This is a genomic window from Nguyenibacter vanlangensis (assembly GCF_038719015.1).
GTDB lineage: Bacteria > Pseudomonadota > Alphaproteobacteria > Acetobacterales > Acetobacteraceae > Gluconacetobacter > Gluconacetobacter vanlangensis.
Genome location: NZ_CP152276.1, coordinates 3,466,141 through 3,480,007 on the forward strand (window position 1 = coordinate 3,466,141; position 13,867 = coordinate 3,480,007).

The following is a 13,867-nucleotide window of genomic DNA, read 5'->3' on the forward strand; positions in this document are numbered from 1 at the left end:
TTGCCTGCGCAACGGCAACATGCGCCGCCGACGGGCACAAGACACGGCCGCCGGCACAAAAGCGCGTTTCAGCCCTCTCCAATCGGGAAATTTTCAGACCGCCCGGCAGGCCCGGCCCGGCGCGCGACCGGCTACTTCATCAGGTTGACGGTACGGGTCAGCATGGAGCGCGTGATCTGCATGGTGTTGAGATTGGCTTCATACGCATGCTGCGCCTCATGCGTATCCATGATCTCGACCATCGTGTTGACATTGGGCATCTTGACCAGGCCCGCCGAGTCCGCGGCGGGATGCGAGGGATCGTACCGCGTCTGGAAGGGTGTCTGGTCCTGCCCGATTTCCTTGATCGCCACGCTGGAAACCCCGGACTCGTGGTTCAGGACCTCCTGGAAGGTAATCGTCTTTCGCCGATAGGGATCCGCCCCCGGGGTCGAGCCCGTGGTATCCGCGTTGGCCAGGTTTTCCGCCGCGACATGCAGCCGCTCGGCCTGCACGCGCATTCCGGCGGCGGAGACGCCCAAACTGTCCGAAAAATCCATATCTCAACTCTCGCGGTCAGGACGAGGTGCCAAGGGCCGTGGAAAACATCGACATATATACGCTGTAGGCATTCGTCGCGAGACGCTGCTGGTCTTCCGTGTTCGCCACCTTTTCCAACTCGTCCTCAATCCTGACCTCGTTCCCGTCCGGCGAGGCCGAGCCGCCCATCCGGTCCGCCTTGCCGGCGCCCCCATGTCCGGGCAGGTGGCCTGGCTCGGTCTGCGCCAGCGTCATGGCCATCTGGTTTTGCAGGACCCCCTGAAACGGAGCGATATCCTTTGGTACGTAACCCGGGGTGCTGGCGTTGGCCACATTACCGGCAAGAACGGATTCGCGGGTCTGAAGCCATTGCAGGCGGCGCGCGGCCAGATCGAGCACATCTGTCCCGCCATTGACCGGCGACACCTGGGATGACAATGCTTCCAGCATGCGATGTCAGTTCCCTTCCGTTCTCTGCCGGTGCCTGTACTTGCGATGCACCCGTCTTTATACAGCGATGACGATGTCTGAATAGCCTGTGGCGGCGATGATAACCATAGTTTTTTCGGCGTTGCGCGCCCGCAACTGAATCCCGGTCGTGGATGAACGGCAACTGGATGTGGAAATCCGATATGGGCGACTGGCTCCTGTCCATTGCGGCAATGGCGGGCATGGTCATATGGAGCCTTCTGGTGCGCGACGGCCGGACATCTCTCGCCGGCTTCGGGGTGGCGCTCTGGTTTCCCATCTCGATCGGGCTGTATCGGGTCCTGCTGCGCTGGTTGCCGATGATCGGCGGGGTCTATGCCTGTCCCGTGCGGGCAACATCGCAGCAGCAGCGGGAAATAACCGCTGGATGCCTTCTGACCGCCGCGTTTTCCATGCTGTGCCTGGCCTGCATGCCGGCGCCGATCGCCGCGGCGAATATCCTCGCGCTCAACTTTGCCTGCCTGGCGGCGCTGTTCGACAGGATCGCGGGCTGGCTGCCCAATCATGTTCTCATCCCCATGCTTCTGGCGGGCCTGCTGGCCGGTGCCCTGCGGGACGGCGCGAACGCGGCGATCCTGGGTGCCGCGGCGTCCTGGGGGGCGGCGGTCCTGGCCCTTCTGTTCCTCTCCGTGTCGCTTCGGGCCAACCTCCTGTCCGGCGAGGATGTCGCCATGGCGGCCGCCTGCGGCGCCTGGGTCGGGATCGGGGACCTGTCGATCTTTCTTTCGGTGACCGGGTTTCTCTACTGGGCGTCATGTGTCGCCGTGCGCCATGTCCGGGCCCCGGGGTGGGGCCGCCTCGACGGTCCTGAGCGGATACGGATGCAACCGACCGGGCCGTCATTCGCGCTCGGCCTGGCGATAACGCTGCTCCTGCACGGCGTCCCGGGCCTGCCGAACTGGGTGTATCGTATCGCGGCCCATTGAACCGCGCAGCGCGCACGCGGCGCGCGGGCCGGGGCGGCCCTGCTCCCGACAATCAGGCAGACGACAATCAGGCAGGCGACAATCGGAACATCACAGGGCGGACGGCATCTGCGCGTCGGCCAGCGCGCTGTCCGTTCGCCGCGTCAGCAGCCTGAACATGCGCGCGTCGTCGCCTTCCATCGGTCTGTCTCCGATCCGGTTGGCAATCCAGTCCAGCATGGGGCGATCGGCGGCCCGCGAGGCATCCGAGGCCAGCCGAAGGGCAAGGATCTGCTGGTCCGGCGTCAGGGGGCCGGCTTGCGGAATGGTCGCCTCGGCCAGCTTGCGCACATCTCCGGCCGCCGCCGCCCATTCGCCTTTCCCTTCGTGAATGCGCGCCACGATATCGAGGGAGGCCGCATCCCTATCGCCGCGCAGGACGGACAATGCCTTGGCCCGGTCGCCCGTCGCCAGGGCGATCCGCGCCGCGATCCTGCGTCTGGTCGCCTTGACGTCGTCCGACAGCCCCTGGTCATCCGTGGCCGTCAGGGCGTCCATCGCATCCTGCGGGCGTTTTCTGTCGATGTCCGCGTTCGCCAGCCCGGCCCCCGCCAGGGCGCGGACATCCGGAGACTCGAGCATCGGGATCGCATCGGAAAAAGCCTGGGCCGCATCGTCCGACAGCCCCAGGGCAAGCAGCATCTTGCCATAGGCCACCAGGATCTCGCCCTTCCGCACGCCCGGCGGCAGGTCGGACCGATGCGCCTTCAGCATGGCGGCGTCATGCAGCAGGCTGTCCGGGCTCGCGCCCTGCGTCCCGATGTCCTGCGTCCCGGTGTCGGCAATCCCCGCCAGGGCCTGGAAGAGCAGCGGTGCGGCCGCGCTTTCCGATGCGGCGTGCGGGCCCGCCCGGGCGGCGTCTATGGCCGTCAGCGCCTCGTTCCATCGATGCATCCGCAGATCGGCATCGGCCTGCAGCAGGCGCAGCGCCGCGTCCCGGCCCGCCAGCCGCGCATCCGGAAGCAGGGACCCGAAGGCGGCGACCGCCCCATCGGGGGTGATACGGCCATCGGCAAGGTCGAGCGAGATCCTCTGCTCGGAGGCCTTCTCGGCGACGACCGGGTCCCTGTCATCGGCGAGTGTCCGGAATGCCGCATAGGCACGATCGCGCTGGCCGAAGCGCAATTGCCCGAACGCGGCCCCGAGCCGATATGCCGGACCGGGCGGCAGATCGTCCAGGGCGACGACGTCGTCCTGCGATCCGTAGCGGCCGATTTCCTCCGCCGCCATCGGCAAAACCATATCCCGTACCGGACCGGGATAAGCCCTGAGCCTGGCGAAATCTTTTGCAAGGAGATGCGCCGCTTCCGCGTCATGCCCGCCCGATGCGGCGAGATACAGGCCGCGCCAGACCTGCGTCGCGCGCTGCTGGCCGTCCGGCCAGGGACCGCCGAGGCCCGCGGCGCCTTGCGTGTTTCCGCACAGCAATTCCGAAGCCGCCAGAAGGAATCCGACCCCCGGCAGAGCCGATTCTTCCGGATCGTCCTGAAGGGCGACCGTCAGGATGCCGCGCGCTTCCACGAACGAACCGAGGCTGAAGGCGGCCTTCGCCGCATCCAGGCGGCGCGCGAAACGATGCGCGGGGTCCGAATCCGCGGCGGCAAGAAGCGCATCGTGATAGCGTTTCGCAAGCCCGCTCACCGGCAGGTCCAGCAATCCAAGCCATTTCAGGTCGACATCGCTGGCATAGACCGCCGCGCCGCGATCGGGAATGGGCTTGCCGTCCCCGCTCAGAAGGGCGCCCTCGGGCTCCGCCCGCATGCCGATATCCGGAGACCGCGCCGCGACGACCACGCCCTCGGCCGTCGGCCATACGTCGTACCCGTCGCCTTCCCGCAGCGAGAGTATGCCGCCGTCATCCATGGTGGAGGTGCCGACGAGCAGCCGGTCCCTGGATGCGGGGTCCGAGATCGACAGGACGCGCCCGGGCCGGCGCATCGGATACAGGATCCCGTCCTCGACCGGGCGCGGATTGATCACCCGCCGGTCCGCGTAATCGTCTCCCGGCGGCGGTTTGTCGCCCAGCACCCATCCTTCCGCCTGCTGCGAAAGATACAGGCGTCGCGTGTCCGGAAGGCGCACCTGTATCAGGGTCGCGTCCGGAAGGGTCCTGACGGTAAGCGTCGAGAAGATGCCGTCCCCGCGTATGGCGCTGGTATCCATCGGCTCCGCGTTGTCGACCACGATGATGAACCGGTCGCCGCTGTGGAACGCGGCGATGCCCATGTGCGGCGGCACCGGGATCAGGATGCGATCCGCGGACGGCGCAGCCTGACGGGCGCCTTGCGCTTCGGACAGGGAAGTCCGTGCGGATGCCCGCTGCGGCGCCTCCTTGCCGGACCCCGTTCCGGCGACCTTGCCGCCCGCCTGCATCTCCGCGGCCGCGGGGGGCGTGTCCAGGATCGTCGCCGTCCATGCGGGCGGCAATCCCTTGAGTAATGCCGCATCCGACAGGCCATCATCCTGCGACGGCGCAGGCGGCGCGTCCGGTGCGGGGGCAAAAGAGGGTGTGCCCCGGTCGGACGGACGGGGCGTGTTCGGCTTGCCGTGGTGCCGGGCGGATACATGTCTGCCCGCTGCCATGACGGGCGTGATGGCGCAGCAGGACAGAAGCACAAGGCCCGAAAGCGCGACGCAGCGTCTCACGCGGGGCGTTCTGCTGAAAGGCACGTGTTTTTGAATCCTGATGGGGTCATATCCCGTCCGTCAAACCGGGCAAACCGGAAAACCCGCGCGGGTCGGGCCGGAGGCCCGGCCGCATGATGATCTATCCGGCACGGATGCCGATCAGGCAAAGAGGTCGACAGCACTCGCTTCGGCGGATTCAGCCTTGTGTGCCGTTCCGGTGGGGATGATCTGCCCCGTCGCATCAAACCGCATGGCGGAGGAAGAGCCGTCAATGCCCTTGGACACGACATTGATGCCGGTCGCCGCCGCATGGTCCGGCCGCGAATTGCGGTAAGCCGCATGCGAATGCGTCACCGTCGCCTGGCGGATGCTGGATGCGAGCGCCGAAGCGGCGGTGGTATCTGCCATTATGTCATCCTTCACTGCGGAGAAACGGAGAAAAAACATCGCCCGGCAATGCGGCGCACGTGGATCGGGTGGCAACAGCATGTCGGCGCGACATCTTCCGTTTCCGGGATGCATGTCAAGTCAACCAATCATGCCAATGTCACGACCAAACTATACTCTGCCAGTTTATGGGACGGGTATGGCTTCGCCAAGGTGTTTTTTGGCATCCGGGTCTTGCCTTCCATCCCCAACGGGCCGAGTATCCATGTCGATGCTGTTGCCGAGTGCCCGGAGATGCCTTTGATCCGGCATCATCAAAGGGTTTTTTAGAAGGTGGCTCCCATTCTGGCCTTGACCGAAGGTTGACGTCCCGGAGCCTCGATAGGAGGGATACGGGACAAATATAGTCCCCTATTTCTTTCGCGGCGAGCTGCCGTGCATTTATACATGGATGCAAGATGCGCGTACTCTGTATTGGCGAAAGCGCGGCTTATGGTGGAAGACCGTGCGAAGGACTGTCGAAGGCTGCGCTCGAGGGCTCTGTCTCAATAACGATGTCGGGACCCGCGGGCGTCGTGGAAACATTGCGCCGCTCGCATTACGACATCGTGGTCGTTCAGCAGGCGGCGCCGGACGTAAAGCTGCTGCGCCACATACGCAACAGCCGCATTCCGACGCCGGTGATGATCGTCGCCCAGAATATGACCCCCGCGGCCGTCGCCGATGTCCTGTCCGTTGGCGCCGACGATTGCGTGCTGGCCTCGGCCGATCCCAGGGAATTGCTGGCCCGGCTTCGCGCCATCGTCCGGCGGGTCAGCGGGCATGACAGCCTCACCCTGCATATCGGCCGGCTGACGGTCGGGATCGACCGGCGGGAAGTCCATATCGACGACAAGCTGGTTCCCCTGACCCGCAGGGAATATGACCTTTTCGGACTGCTCGCGCTGCGAAAGACCCAGGTATTGAGCAAGGAGACGGTTCTGGACAGTCTCTATGCCGGGGAAAGCGAGCCGTACGGCAAGGTCATCGACGTCATGATCTGCAAGATCCGCAAGAAAATACGCGCCTTCGGTATTGACGAGCCCTTCACCACATTATGGGGGATCGGCTATCGCCTCAACGAGGATGCCTTCGCCCCGCTGGGTTCCAGGATGGACAGCGCCGAAGGCCGGGGCGTTCAGGCGGCGAAGGAATCCTGCATTCCCGTGATGTCGGGGATCAACATCCTGGCGCCCGTGGCGGCACTGGACATCGCATAGCATTGTCCGCGACGGCGGCATCGGGAATGTCGATGCCGGCCCCTCCGGAACGCGGCCGCCCAAATAAGGCGGATTACGAGTAAGGCGGATTACGAGCCGGTGCTGCCTGTCCCCGAGGACAGGTTCGTGATGTCGGACATCGGGATATTCGCGCTGCCCATTTGGGCTTCCATGCCGGACGCGCCCTTCGTCATGCCGGTGATGGTGCCGGTGACGGTGAATGGCACGTCGGACGTGGTGCCCGAGGAGCCGATGGTTTCGACCGATACGTTATAGGCGCCGTCCGACAATTGGTTGCCGTTATTGTCCGTTCCGTTCCAGGTCCATGTGTTGGTGCCGCTGCCGGCCGTCATGACGGCATCCTTGACGATCGTGCCAGAGGCGTTGGCCACGGCGATGGCGACCGTTTCTCCTGGGCTTCCCGAGAAACTCAGCGAGGCGGAACCGCTCTGCAGCGGCAATGTCGTCGTGTTCGCGGTTGCCGTCTTGCCGACCAGGCTGGAGTCGGTGCTCAACTGGCCGTCCTCATTCAGCGAAATCAGCGACGACAGATTCGAGTTCGTCTCGACCTGCTGCTCCACTCCTGCGAACTGCGCGAGTTCCGACGTAAAGGTGTCGGTGTTCATCGGGCTGCTCGGGTCCTGGTTTTTCAGCTGCGTCGTCAGCAGGGTCAGAAAAGTGGTGTAATTGTCGGCAAGCGAGGACAAGGCGGATGTGGAAAGGCTGCCCGAGCCTGAACTGCCGGTGCCCCCGGAAGCGGACGAGGCTGCCGAACTCTTGGCGGCCGATTCCGCCGCCTGGATAAGCTTGGCCTCATTGCTGATGGTTGGCGTGGTCATCGGCCTTTTTCCTTCTCGTCTTCGCGATTGCCGTTCAGGTCACGCGGTAATGTTGATGCCGCTGCCGGCATATGGTCCGACCGACCTTGCCGGGCCGGCACGGCTCTGATCGTCGGCATCGGCACGTCCCGGTGCAGGGACCATGCCGCCGCTCCAGCCGCCACCTCCGTACGCGTGCTGTCCGCCCTGTCCGGAGCCGCCTCCCGGCATGCTTCCCGAAAAATTCCCACCGAACATGCTCTCTCCGCCCGAGTCCCGCCCTTGGTTGCCCGCCCCGTCATGGCCGGCGGCGACGACGTCGATTTTCAGGTTGTGCACGTCTATGCCGGCCGCGTCGAGTGCGGCGACCAGGTCATGCCTGTTGTCGGCAAGATGGCGCGCCGTGATGTCGTCGTCGCTCTGGAGAACCACGCCGGTGGCAATCCCGTCGGCTCCGTCGACCCGCACATGCACGGGGGAGGAATCGCCGGTCAGAACCGTCAGGGACAGAGAACTCGACCCGTCGGCTGACCTTGACAGCACGGGTGACGAGACAGTCTGGGCGCCCGTATCGATATTTCCGTCAAGCAAATTCCTGGTCTGGACGGACTGCGTTGCCGACGTCCTGTCATCCAGCGTGGCGGCGAACGCGGCGGAGAGCGGCGTTTCGAAAGGAAGATGGATTGCGTTCGTCGTCGGGATGTCAGCCTGCCGGCTTGCTCCGCCCTGATCGCCGCCGCCCTGGCCGCCGGACAGGCCAGGATTGCCGGCCACGCCGTTCTGCCTGACAGGCTGGGTGGCAGCCCCGGCCGCACCGTCCGCCGAAGGCGCCGCAGCGGCATATGTCGAGGATGCGAACGGGGCGGACGCCCGGGACGGCAATGCCGGCCCATGACGGTCCTGCTGGCCCGATGCGCTCGCGGGGCCGGCCTGGGGCGTCGCGGGCGCCGCGACCGCGCCGCCTGCGACGGCGCCGCCAGGCGGGCTGCCGGCCAGGACGGACTGTGTCCCCGACATCTTGCCATCCGGCACGACGGCGGGCGAGCCGGATGGCGAGGTTTCGAAAGAGGGACGGATTTCGCTCGCCGAATATCCTCCGCCCTGGTCGCCGCCGGACGGCGGCATGGCCGGATCTTTCGCCAAGGCTGCCGGCTGCGAGGGGGGTGTCGGCATTGCGGGCGGCCCCGATGCGTGTGCGGCGTACGATCCCAGGGCGCCCATGTCCGCTGTGCGGATTGTCTGGACCTGCCGACCGGCGGCCGGTTCGCCTTCGGCGCCGGACAGCGCAACCGGCAGGGCGGAGGACAGCACCTGCGCCGATGTCGCCGCCGGGGGCTGCGTCATGTCCGCGGGCGCGGTCTCCGCCACGATGCCGGCCAGGCTGACGCCTCCGGCCGGGGAATCGCCGGATGATACGCTCCCCGCTGCCTGCGGGGACGTGCCCGTTCCCGCAGGCGTCTCGCCGCCGGTCGCTCCTGGGGTGGAAGACAGGTTCTGCAGGGAGGCGACCATCTGGGTCAGCACGACGGCCAGCAGGTTCTGGGGCGTCTGGTTCGCATCCGTGACGTCGGCCGAGGCGGCAGGGGGACTGGATCGGTCCTTGCCCGACTTGCCCGCGGACTGGGTGCCCGCGGACGGGGTGCCCATGGATGGGGTGGAAAGGGCGACGGCCGCAGGTTGCGCCGTCTGCATGGGACCGGCCTTCTCGGCGGTCGAGGCAACGAGCACGGCGCTGTCCGTACTCGCCGGCTTGCCGGCACCGCGATCGGTCAAGGGGCCACGGGCGGACTTAGGCACGGATTCTGGGGCGGCTTCCGGCGCAGGGTCGCCGGTCACCCTGCCGTCTTCCTGCGATCCGTCATCCTGAGCCTGGCTGGCGTTCTTGAGGATTGTGCCGAAAAATCCCCGTTGCTCGGCGGCCCTTTTTCCCGCGGCGGACGCCGGGGCGCCGGTCGCCGCCGGCTTCCGGGACGGCGCGATCAGCGGCACGCCGGGCGAAGACGAGTCCTGAACCTGCTCCGCCATGGTCGAGGCTTTCGCCACCGTAATGCCCATCAGACGCCCCGTGTTTCGCCCCTGTCCGCACCGCCGCCCCGGTTGGTCGGCCCCGTCCGAGAATTACGACGATACGGACAATGCCGTATCGAGTTCGCTGAACGACGGCATGAAGGCGTGCGGAATGTCCTTGCGCCCGATTTCCGCACTGACCTGGGGCGGACTGCCCTGAAGATGTGCCACGAAGACGATCCTGATGATGTCCTGATAGCGACCATCCTGCTTTACCACATCCCGCATCCGCGCCGCCAGAGGCGCCACGACGCCATAGGACAGCAGCACGCCGAGAAACGTGCCGACAAGGGCGCCGGCGATCATTTCGCCCAGAACGGCCGGCGGCATGTTGATCGAGGCCATCGTCTTGATGACGCCAAGAACCGCGGCCACGATGCCGAGGGCCGGCAACGCGTCCGCGATGCTTTGCAGGCATTCGGAAATATGCAGCTTCTCGGTCAGGTTTTTCTTCAGCTCGCGGGCCATCACTTCGTCAAGCTGATAGGCATCGTCCGTATTGAGGCTGATGAGCCGGAGATAATCGCAAATCAGGTTGCGCGTTTCCGCATCGTCGCGGATCTTGGGGGCCTGCGCGAAGATGCTGCTTTCGTCCGGATTCTCGACATGCTCTTCCAGGGCCATGGTCCCTCGCGCATGGGCCAGGCGCGTGAACCTGAACAGCGTGACGAGCAGGTCGGTATAGGCCGCCTTGTCGTAACGGGGCCCCTTGAGCGCCAGTTTCAGGTCGCCCGGAAGCTGCTTGAGCGCCTGCTTGGAATTCGCCATCACGAATATGCCGACGGCGGCGCCCAGAATGGTCACCAGTTCGAAGGGCATCGATGCGATCAGCGGCGCCAGCCCGCCCCCCGATGCCACGAACGAGCCGAAGACGCAGAGCAGCGCAAAGACCAGGCCCCCAACGAAAAGCATTCAGTCGTCTCCGTTTTCATTCATGTGCGCCGCGCCGGATGCGCCTTCGATCCCGGCAGGACTGACATACCGCCTGTGCATGACGATCACGACCCGCCTGTTTCCCGCGGCGGACGGGTCGGAGGGCACGGCCGGATTTCTGTCCGCGGCCCCGGACACATCAAGAATTTTTCCGTCCGGATAGCCGGCCCGCACGAGGATTTCCCTGGCATGATCCGCTCTCAGCGCCGACAGGGTCCAGTTGGACATGCGCCATGCCCCGCCGACGCGATAGGCCGCGGCATCGGTATAGCCGATGATGGAAATGCGTTCGGGCATGGGGGCAAGCCACTTCGCGATCTCAGCCAGCATCCGCGTGCCCAGACGGTTGGGCGCGGGCGCCCCCGAATCGAACATCGGGGTATCGCTCGCGTCCCGCAATTCGATCCGGACATCGTCCCGCCCGATCTGAACGGAGAGGTTGGACGCAGCGCCGCGGAGTTCGCCATCGTTGCGGATCGCCTGGTCCAGGCCCGAGACCATGCGCGCGATCCCGGCCTGTTCGGCCGCCGCATCGTCCGCGCCGACATTGCCCGGGCGTTGCGCGGAACCGCTGTCCGGCCCGCCGATCGGCACGATGCTGGCCGGTCTCGCAGTCAGCAGCGTTCCGGCGCCATGGGAGATGTCGTCGGCAGGGCCGCCCTGATTCGACGCGGCGGGATTCGGCGCCGCCGACGTCTTGCCGTCCTTGACGCGCCTGACCGAACGCCCCGTCGTAAGGGGCGATGGCGGCACATCAAGCATGGAATCCGTCGGCTGCACGCGGGTATCTTTGTCGGCCATGGGATTGAAGAACTGCGCAATGCCCCTGCGCTGCTCATCCGTCGTCGCATTGAGCAGCCACATGACGAGGAAGAAGGACATCATGGCCGTCATGAAGTCGGCATAGGCGATCTTCCACGCGCCGCCATGGCGGTCCTGCGTCTCCGAATCGTCGCTGCGCCTGATGACGAGGTGTCGTCTGTCGTTTCTTGCCATGTGGAGCGGCCGTGGCCTCACGCGCTCTTATGGCGGACCATGCCAACGCGGCATGACGGGTTCCCCCGGAATGCGGCGCGTCCGGCATGGGTCAGGGACAGCGACGTATCCAGCCAGACCTCGCCCCCGATTTCCCGCCAGCGGCGGCAGAAGGTGAAATCCTCGCTGAGATACGTGCCGCTTTCCGGATCGATGCTGCCGTCGAACAGCGCATGGTACGGGCTGCCGTCCCCGCCGCCTGCCGCATCGATCCGCCGGTATGCCGTTTCGGGATAGTGCTTGATCATCATGGCGATGGCCTTGCGGCTGATCATCATGAACCCCGTGCCGGCGTAATGCGTCCGCAGGAGCGGCCCCTTCTCCCATGTCTGATGCATGGCGTCGGTCTCCCCGACATAGCGCAGCGAGGCCGTTTCCTGCGCTTCGCCGCGCAGGATGTTCTCCTGGGTGCCCTTGTCCCAGAATCGTTCCTTGATCGGATACAGGCCGGCGATCAGATCCTTGTCCGCCGCCAGAAGCCGCGCCGGCGCTTCGGCCGGAAATCCGATATCGGCATCGACGAAAAGAATGTGCGTGGCGTCCGAGCGCGTGAAGAACTGATGGACGAGCGTATTGCGCGCCCGGCTGATCATCGCGTCGTCGCCGAGCAGGGAAAGCGTCATCGGAATCCGCATGACGCTGGTGCACGCGATGACGGATTCCATGTATTCCTGCGTGACCAGCCCCCCGAAACATGGCGTGGCAATAAAGATTTTCGGGGTCGGTTGCTCTGTCTGTTGCATGCGTTTCCTAGCCGCTCATGTCCGTGGGGACGATCGGATCGTATCCGGCACGATCACATTCCGGCCCTGGTCCACAGCGATAGCCGGGGCCTGCCACTTTCTCAAGGATGAAACATGATCCAAAGGCGGGGTCATCCCCTTGGTCGGACGGCAGATGCGCATGAAGGCTCAGCCCGCGGCCACACGGCCGCGCCGTGACAGGTCGTCGATCTCGGCCTGTTCCCGCCGGGTGCGCATTTCCTTTTCTTCCTCCAGCCGCTTGTCCAGGATGGCCTCCGCCGCCTTCAGCGCAGCGTTGGCCTGCATAAGGGCTTCCCGCGCCTGATCCGACGCGCACCGGGCCGCATGCAGCATCGTCGCGGCGGATTCGACGGCCTCCCGCCCGGCGGGCAGCCAGAGTCGGAAATCATCCGATGAAACCTGCCCAACCAATGTCTCGCGCCGTTCGGTTTCGATGGCTGCCCGCCTGGTTTCCAGTCGGCCGAGCGCCGCATGTTCCTCGGCCAGCATCCGGGCCAGTGCGGCTTTCGCCTGATCGACTTCCGTCTTGCGAAGCCGGATCAATGCCTGCAATGCGCGTGCCCGGGCCTCCATCACGCCGTCTCGGGCGGGCCAAGGACGTCGCGCAGGGCGTGAAAGCTTTCGGCAATCGTGGCCTTCTCGCTACGCGACTGCTTCAGAATTTCTTCGATGGCGGGCGCGACGCGGATGGCCCTGTCGGCCCGGGCATCGTTTCCGGTCCGATAGGCGCCCAGGCGAACCATGTCCTGAATGTCGTCCCAGGTCGAAAGATCGGCGCGCGCGTCCTGGATCAGCGCGTTCTCCTCGGCCGCATTGCAACCGGGAACGGTGCGCGAGAGAGAGCGCAGGACATTGACCGCCGGATATCGTCCGGCTTCGGCGATGCGACGCTCCAGGACGACATGCCCGTCCAGAATGCCGCGCACCGCATCGGCCACCGGCTCGTTATGGTCGTCGCCTTCCACAAGAACGGAGAACATGGCCGTGATCTGGCCTGCCCGCCGCTTACGCCCCCGATCGTCAAGCCCCCGCTCGTCAAGTCCGGGCCCCGCCCGCTCCAGCAGCCGGGGCAGTTCGGCGAAAACGCTCGGCGGATACCCCCTGGTCGCGGGCGGTTCGCCCGAGGACAGGCCGATCTCGCGCAATGCCTGGCAGAAGCGGGTCACGCTGTCCATCAGCATCAGGACGGACTTGCCCTGGTCCCTGAAATATTCCGCGGCGGCCATCGCTGCATAGGCCGCTTCCCGGCGCATCAGCGGCGAGGTGTCGGACGTGGCGACCACGACGACCGATTTGGCCAGCCCTTCGGGGCCAAGATCGTCCTCCACGAACTCCCTGACTTCCCGTCCCCGTTCGCCCACCAGCGCGATGACGGCGACATCGCAGTCCGTATTGCGGGCCAGCATGCCCATCAGGGTGGATTTGCCGACACCCGAACCGGCGAACAGGCCCAGCCTCTGGCCCTCCCGGCAGGTCGTGAAAAGATTGAGCGCCCGGATTCCCAGATCGATGCGCGGACCAAGGCGGGCGCGGAGTGCCGCCTCGGGCGGCGGCGCGCGCAGCCGCCTTGGTTCCCCGCCCGGGGCAAGCGGCCCCTTGCCGTCGATCGGGCGGCCCATGGGATCGATCACCCGCCCTTGCCAGGACGCGTTGATGGTCAGGGTGCCGCCCGCGCGGCGTCTCCTCTGCTCCTGGTCGAACAGCCGGAACGTGGCCCGGCATCCCGAACCGATGCCCTCCAGCGATCCGTACGGCATGGCAATGGCGGTGTCTCCGCGAAAGGCGACGATCTCGGCTTCCGTCTCGCGCCCGTCCAGCCCCGCGATGCTGACGCGGTCGCCCACTCCGGTAAAGTCCCGCATCCCGCTGAGAGAAACCGAAAGACCGGACAATCCCGTTACGCGGCCATCCAGAAGGCCCACGGGAACGTCATGCCACGGTTCGGCGACAGCCGCGCGCAGCGCGCTCAGAATGCCGGGTATCGCGGCAAGGTCGCCCGAACG

General features: G+C 65.9%; 13 protein-coding genes. 2 read left to right on the forward strand and 11 right to left on the reverse strand.

Annotated elements, in window-relative coordinates:
- Window positions 1-131: 131 nt before the first annotated feature.
- Both flgC and AAC691_RS16180 read right to left on the reverse strand, forming a co-directional pair.
- Window positions 132-539, reverse strand: coding sequence for a flagellar basal body rod protein FlgC (flgC, locus tag AAC691_RS16175; RefSeq protein WP_176638993.1), 408 nt, complete (start codon window positions 537-539; stop codon window positions 132-134).
- 16 nt (window positions 540-555) lie between these two features.
- Entirely contained in the window at window positions 556-969 is a 414-nt protein-coding gene (locus AAC691_RS16180) for a flagellar basal body protein (protein WP_176638992.1), read from the reverse strand.
- A gap of 182 nt (window positions 970-1,151) precedes the next feature.
- Here AAC691_RS16180 and AAC691_RS16185 point away from each other — a divergent pair, with 182 nt between their 5' ends.
- Window positions 1,152-1,934 (forward strand): prepilin peptidase, encoded by a 783-nt coding sequence (locus AAC691_RS16185; protein WP_342627650.1) that lies wholly within the window; start codon window positions 1,152-1,154, stop codon window positions 1,932-1,934.
- Window positions 1,935-2,024: 90 nt separating this feature from the next.
- On the opposite strand, the gene AAC691_RS16190 is transcribed toward AAC691_RS16185, so the two are convergent.
- Together AAC691_RS16190 and AAC691_RS16195 are read right to left on the reverse strand one after the other, a co-directional pair.
- The gene (locus AAC691_RS16190; RefSeq protein ID WP_342627651.1) at window positions 2,025-4,619 is read right to left on the reverse strand and encodes a hypothetical protein; all 2,595 of its coding nucleotides are present in this window, start codon (window positions 4,617-4,619) and stop codon (window positions 2,025-2,027) included.
- 141 nt (window positions 4,620-4,760) lie between these two features.
- A complete protein-coding gene (locus AAC691_RS16195; protein WP_176638990.1) occupies window positions 4,761-5,009 on the reverse strand; it encodes a hypothetical protein in 249 nt (82 codons plus the stop codon).
- 533 nt (window positions 5,010-5,542) lie between these two features.
- Between AAC691_RS16195 and AAC691_RS16200 the strand changes: the two genes are divergently transcribed.
- The gene (locus AAC691_RS16200; protein WP_342627652.1) at window positions 5,543-6,247 is read left to right on the forward strand and encodes a response regulator transcription factor; all 705 of its coding nucleotides are present in this window, start codon (window positions 5,543-5,545) and stop codon (window positions 6,245-6,247) included.
- An 89-nt stretch (window positions 6,248-6,336) separates the two neighbouring features.
- Here AAC691_RS16200 and AAC691_RS16205 read toward each other — a convergent pair whose 3' ends face one another.
- The 7 genes from AAC691_RS16205 to fliI all read right to left on the reverse strand — a co-directional run bounded on the left by AAC691_RS16205 (window position 6,337) and on the right by fliI (window position 13,825).
- On the reverse strand, window positions 6,337-7,086 hold the full coding sequence (locus AAC691_RS16205; RefSeq protein ID WP_176638988.1) for a flagellar hook assembly protein FlgD: 750 nt from the start codon (window positions 7,084-7,086) through the stop codon (window positions 6,337-6,339).
- A 39-nt stretch (window positions 7,087-7,125) separates the two neighbouring features.
- Window positions 7,126-9,120, reverse strand: coding sequence for a hypothetical protein (locus tag AAC691_RS16210; RefSeq protein ID WP_342627653.1), 1,995 nt, complete (start codon window positions 9,118-9,120; stop codon window positions 7,126-7,128).
- A gap of 63 nt (window positions 9,121-9,183) precedes the next feature.
- Window positions 9,184-10,044, reverse strand: a complete 861-nt coding sequence (motA, locus tag AAC691_RS16215) for a flagellar motor stator protein MotA (RefSeq protein ID WP_342627654.1) — start codon at window positions 10,042-10,044, stop codon at window positions 9,184-9,186.
- Window positions 10,045-11,061 (reverse strand): flagellar motor protein MotB, encoded by a 1,017-nt coding sequence (locus tag AAC691_RS16220; RefSeq protein WP_342627655.1) that lies wholly within the window; start codon window positions 11,059-11,061, stop codon window positions 10,045-10,047.
- A gap of 17 nt (window positions 11,062-11,078) precedes the next feature.
- Entirely contained in the window at window positions 11,079-11,843 is a 765-nt protein-coding gene (locus AAC691_RS16225) for a hypothetical protein (RefSeq protein WP_176638673.1), read from the reverse strand.
- Between the two features lie 168 nt (window positions 11,844-12,011).
- Window positions 12,012-12,437 (reverse strand): flagellar FliJ family protein, encoded by a 426-nt coding sequence (locus AAC691_RS16230; RefSeq protein ID WP_342627656.1) that lies wholly within the window; start codon window positions 12,435-12,437, stop codon window positions 12,012-12,014.
- The gene (gene fliI / locus AAC691_RS16235) at window positions 12,437-13,825 is read right to left on the reverse strand and encodes a flagellar protein export ATPase FliI (RefSeq protein ID WP_342630250.1); all 1,389 of its coding nucleotides are present in this window, start codon (window positions 13,823-13,825) and stop codon (window positions 12,437-12,439) included. Before fliI ends, AAC691_RS16230 begins: the two co-directional genes overlap by 1 nt.
- Window positions 13,826-13,867: the final 42 nt, after the last annotated feature.

Excerpts from the sequence above, each read along its gene's own strand:
- flgC (WP_176638993.1), bottom strand. The coding sequence starts at position 539 with ATGGATTTTTCGGACAGTTTGGGCGTCTCCGCCGCCGGAATGCGCGTG.
- AAC691_RS16180 (WP_176638992.1), bottom strand. The coding sequence starts at position 969 with ATGCTGGAAGCATTGTCATCCCAGGTGTCGCCGGTCAATGGCGGGACA.
- AAC691_RS16185 (WP_342627650.1), top strand. The coding sequence starts at position 1,152 with ATGGGCGACTGGCTCCTGTCCATTGCGGCAATGGCGGGCATGGTCATA.
- AAC691_RS16195 (WP_176638990.1), bottom strand. The coding sequence starts at position 5,009 with ATGGCAGATACCACCGCCGCTTCGGCGCTCGCATCCAGCATCCGCCAG.
- AAC691_RS16200 (WP_342627652.1), top strand. The coding sequence starts at position 5,543 with ATGTCGGGACCCGCGGGCGTCGTGGAAACATTGCGCCGCTCGCATTAC.
- AAC691_RS16205 (WP_176638988.1), bottom strand. The coding sequence starts at position 7,086 with ATGACCACGCCAACCATCAGCAATGAGGCCAAGCTTATCCAGGCGGCG.
- AAC691_RS16210 (WP_342627653.1), bottom strand. The coding sequence starts at position 9,120 with ATGGGCATTACGGTGGCGAAAGCCTCGACCATGGCGGAGCAGGTTCAG.
- motA (WP_342627654.1), bottom strand. The coding sequence starts at position 10,044 with ATGCTTTTCGTTGGGGGCCTGGTCTTTGCGCTGCTCTGCGTCTTCGGC.
- AAC691_RS16220 (WP_342627655.1), bottom strand. The coding sequence starts at position 11,061 with ATGGCAAGAAACGACAGACGACACCTCGTCATCAGGCGCAGCGACGAT.
- AAC691_RS16225 (WP_176638673.1), bottom strand. The coding sequence starts at position 11,843 with ATGCAACAGACAGAGCAACCGACCCCGAAAATCTTTATTGCCACGCCA.
- AAC691_RS16230 (WP_342627656.1), bottom strand. The coding sequence starts at position 12,437 with ATGGAGGCCCGGGCACGCGCATTGCAGGCATTGATCCGGCTTCGCAAG.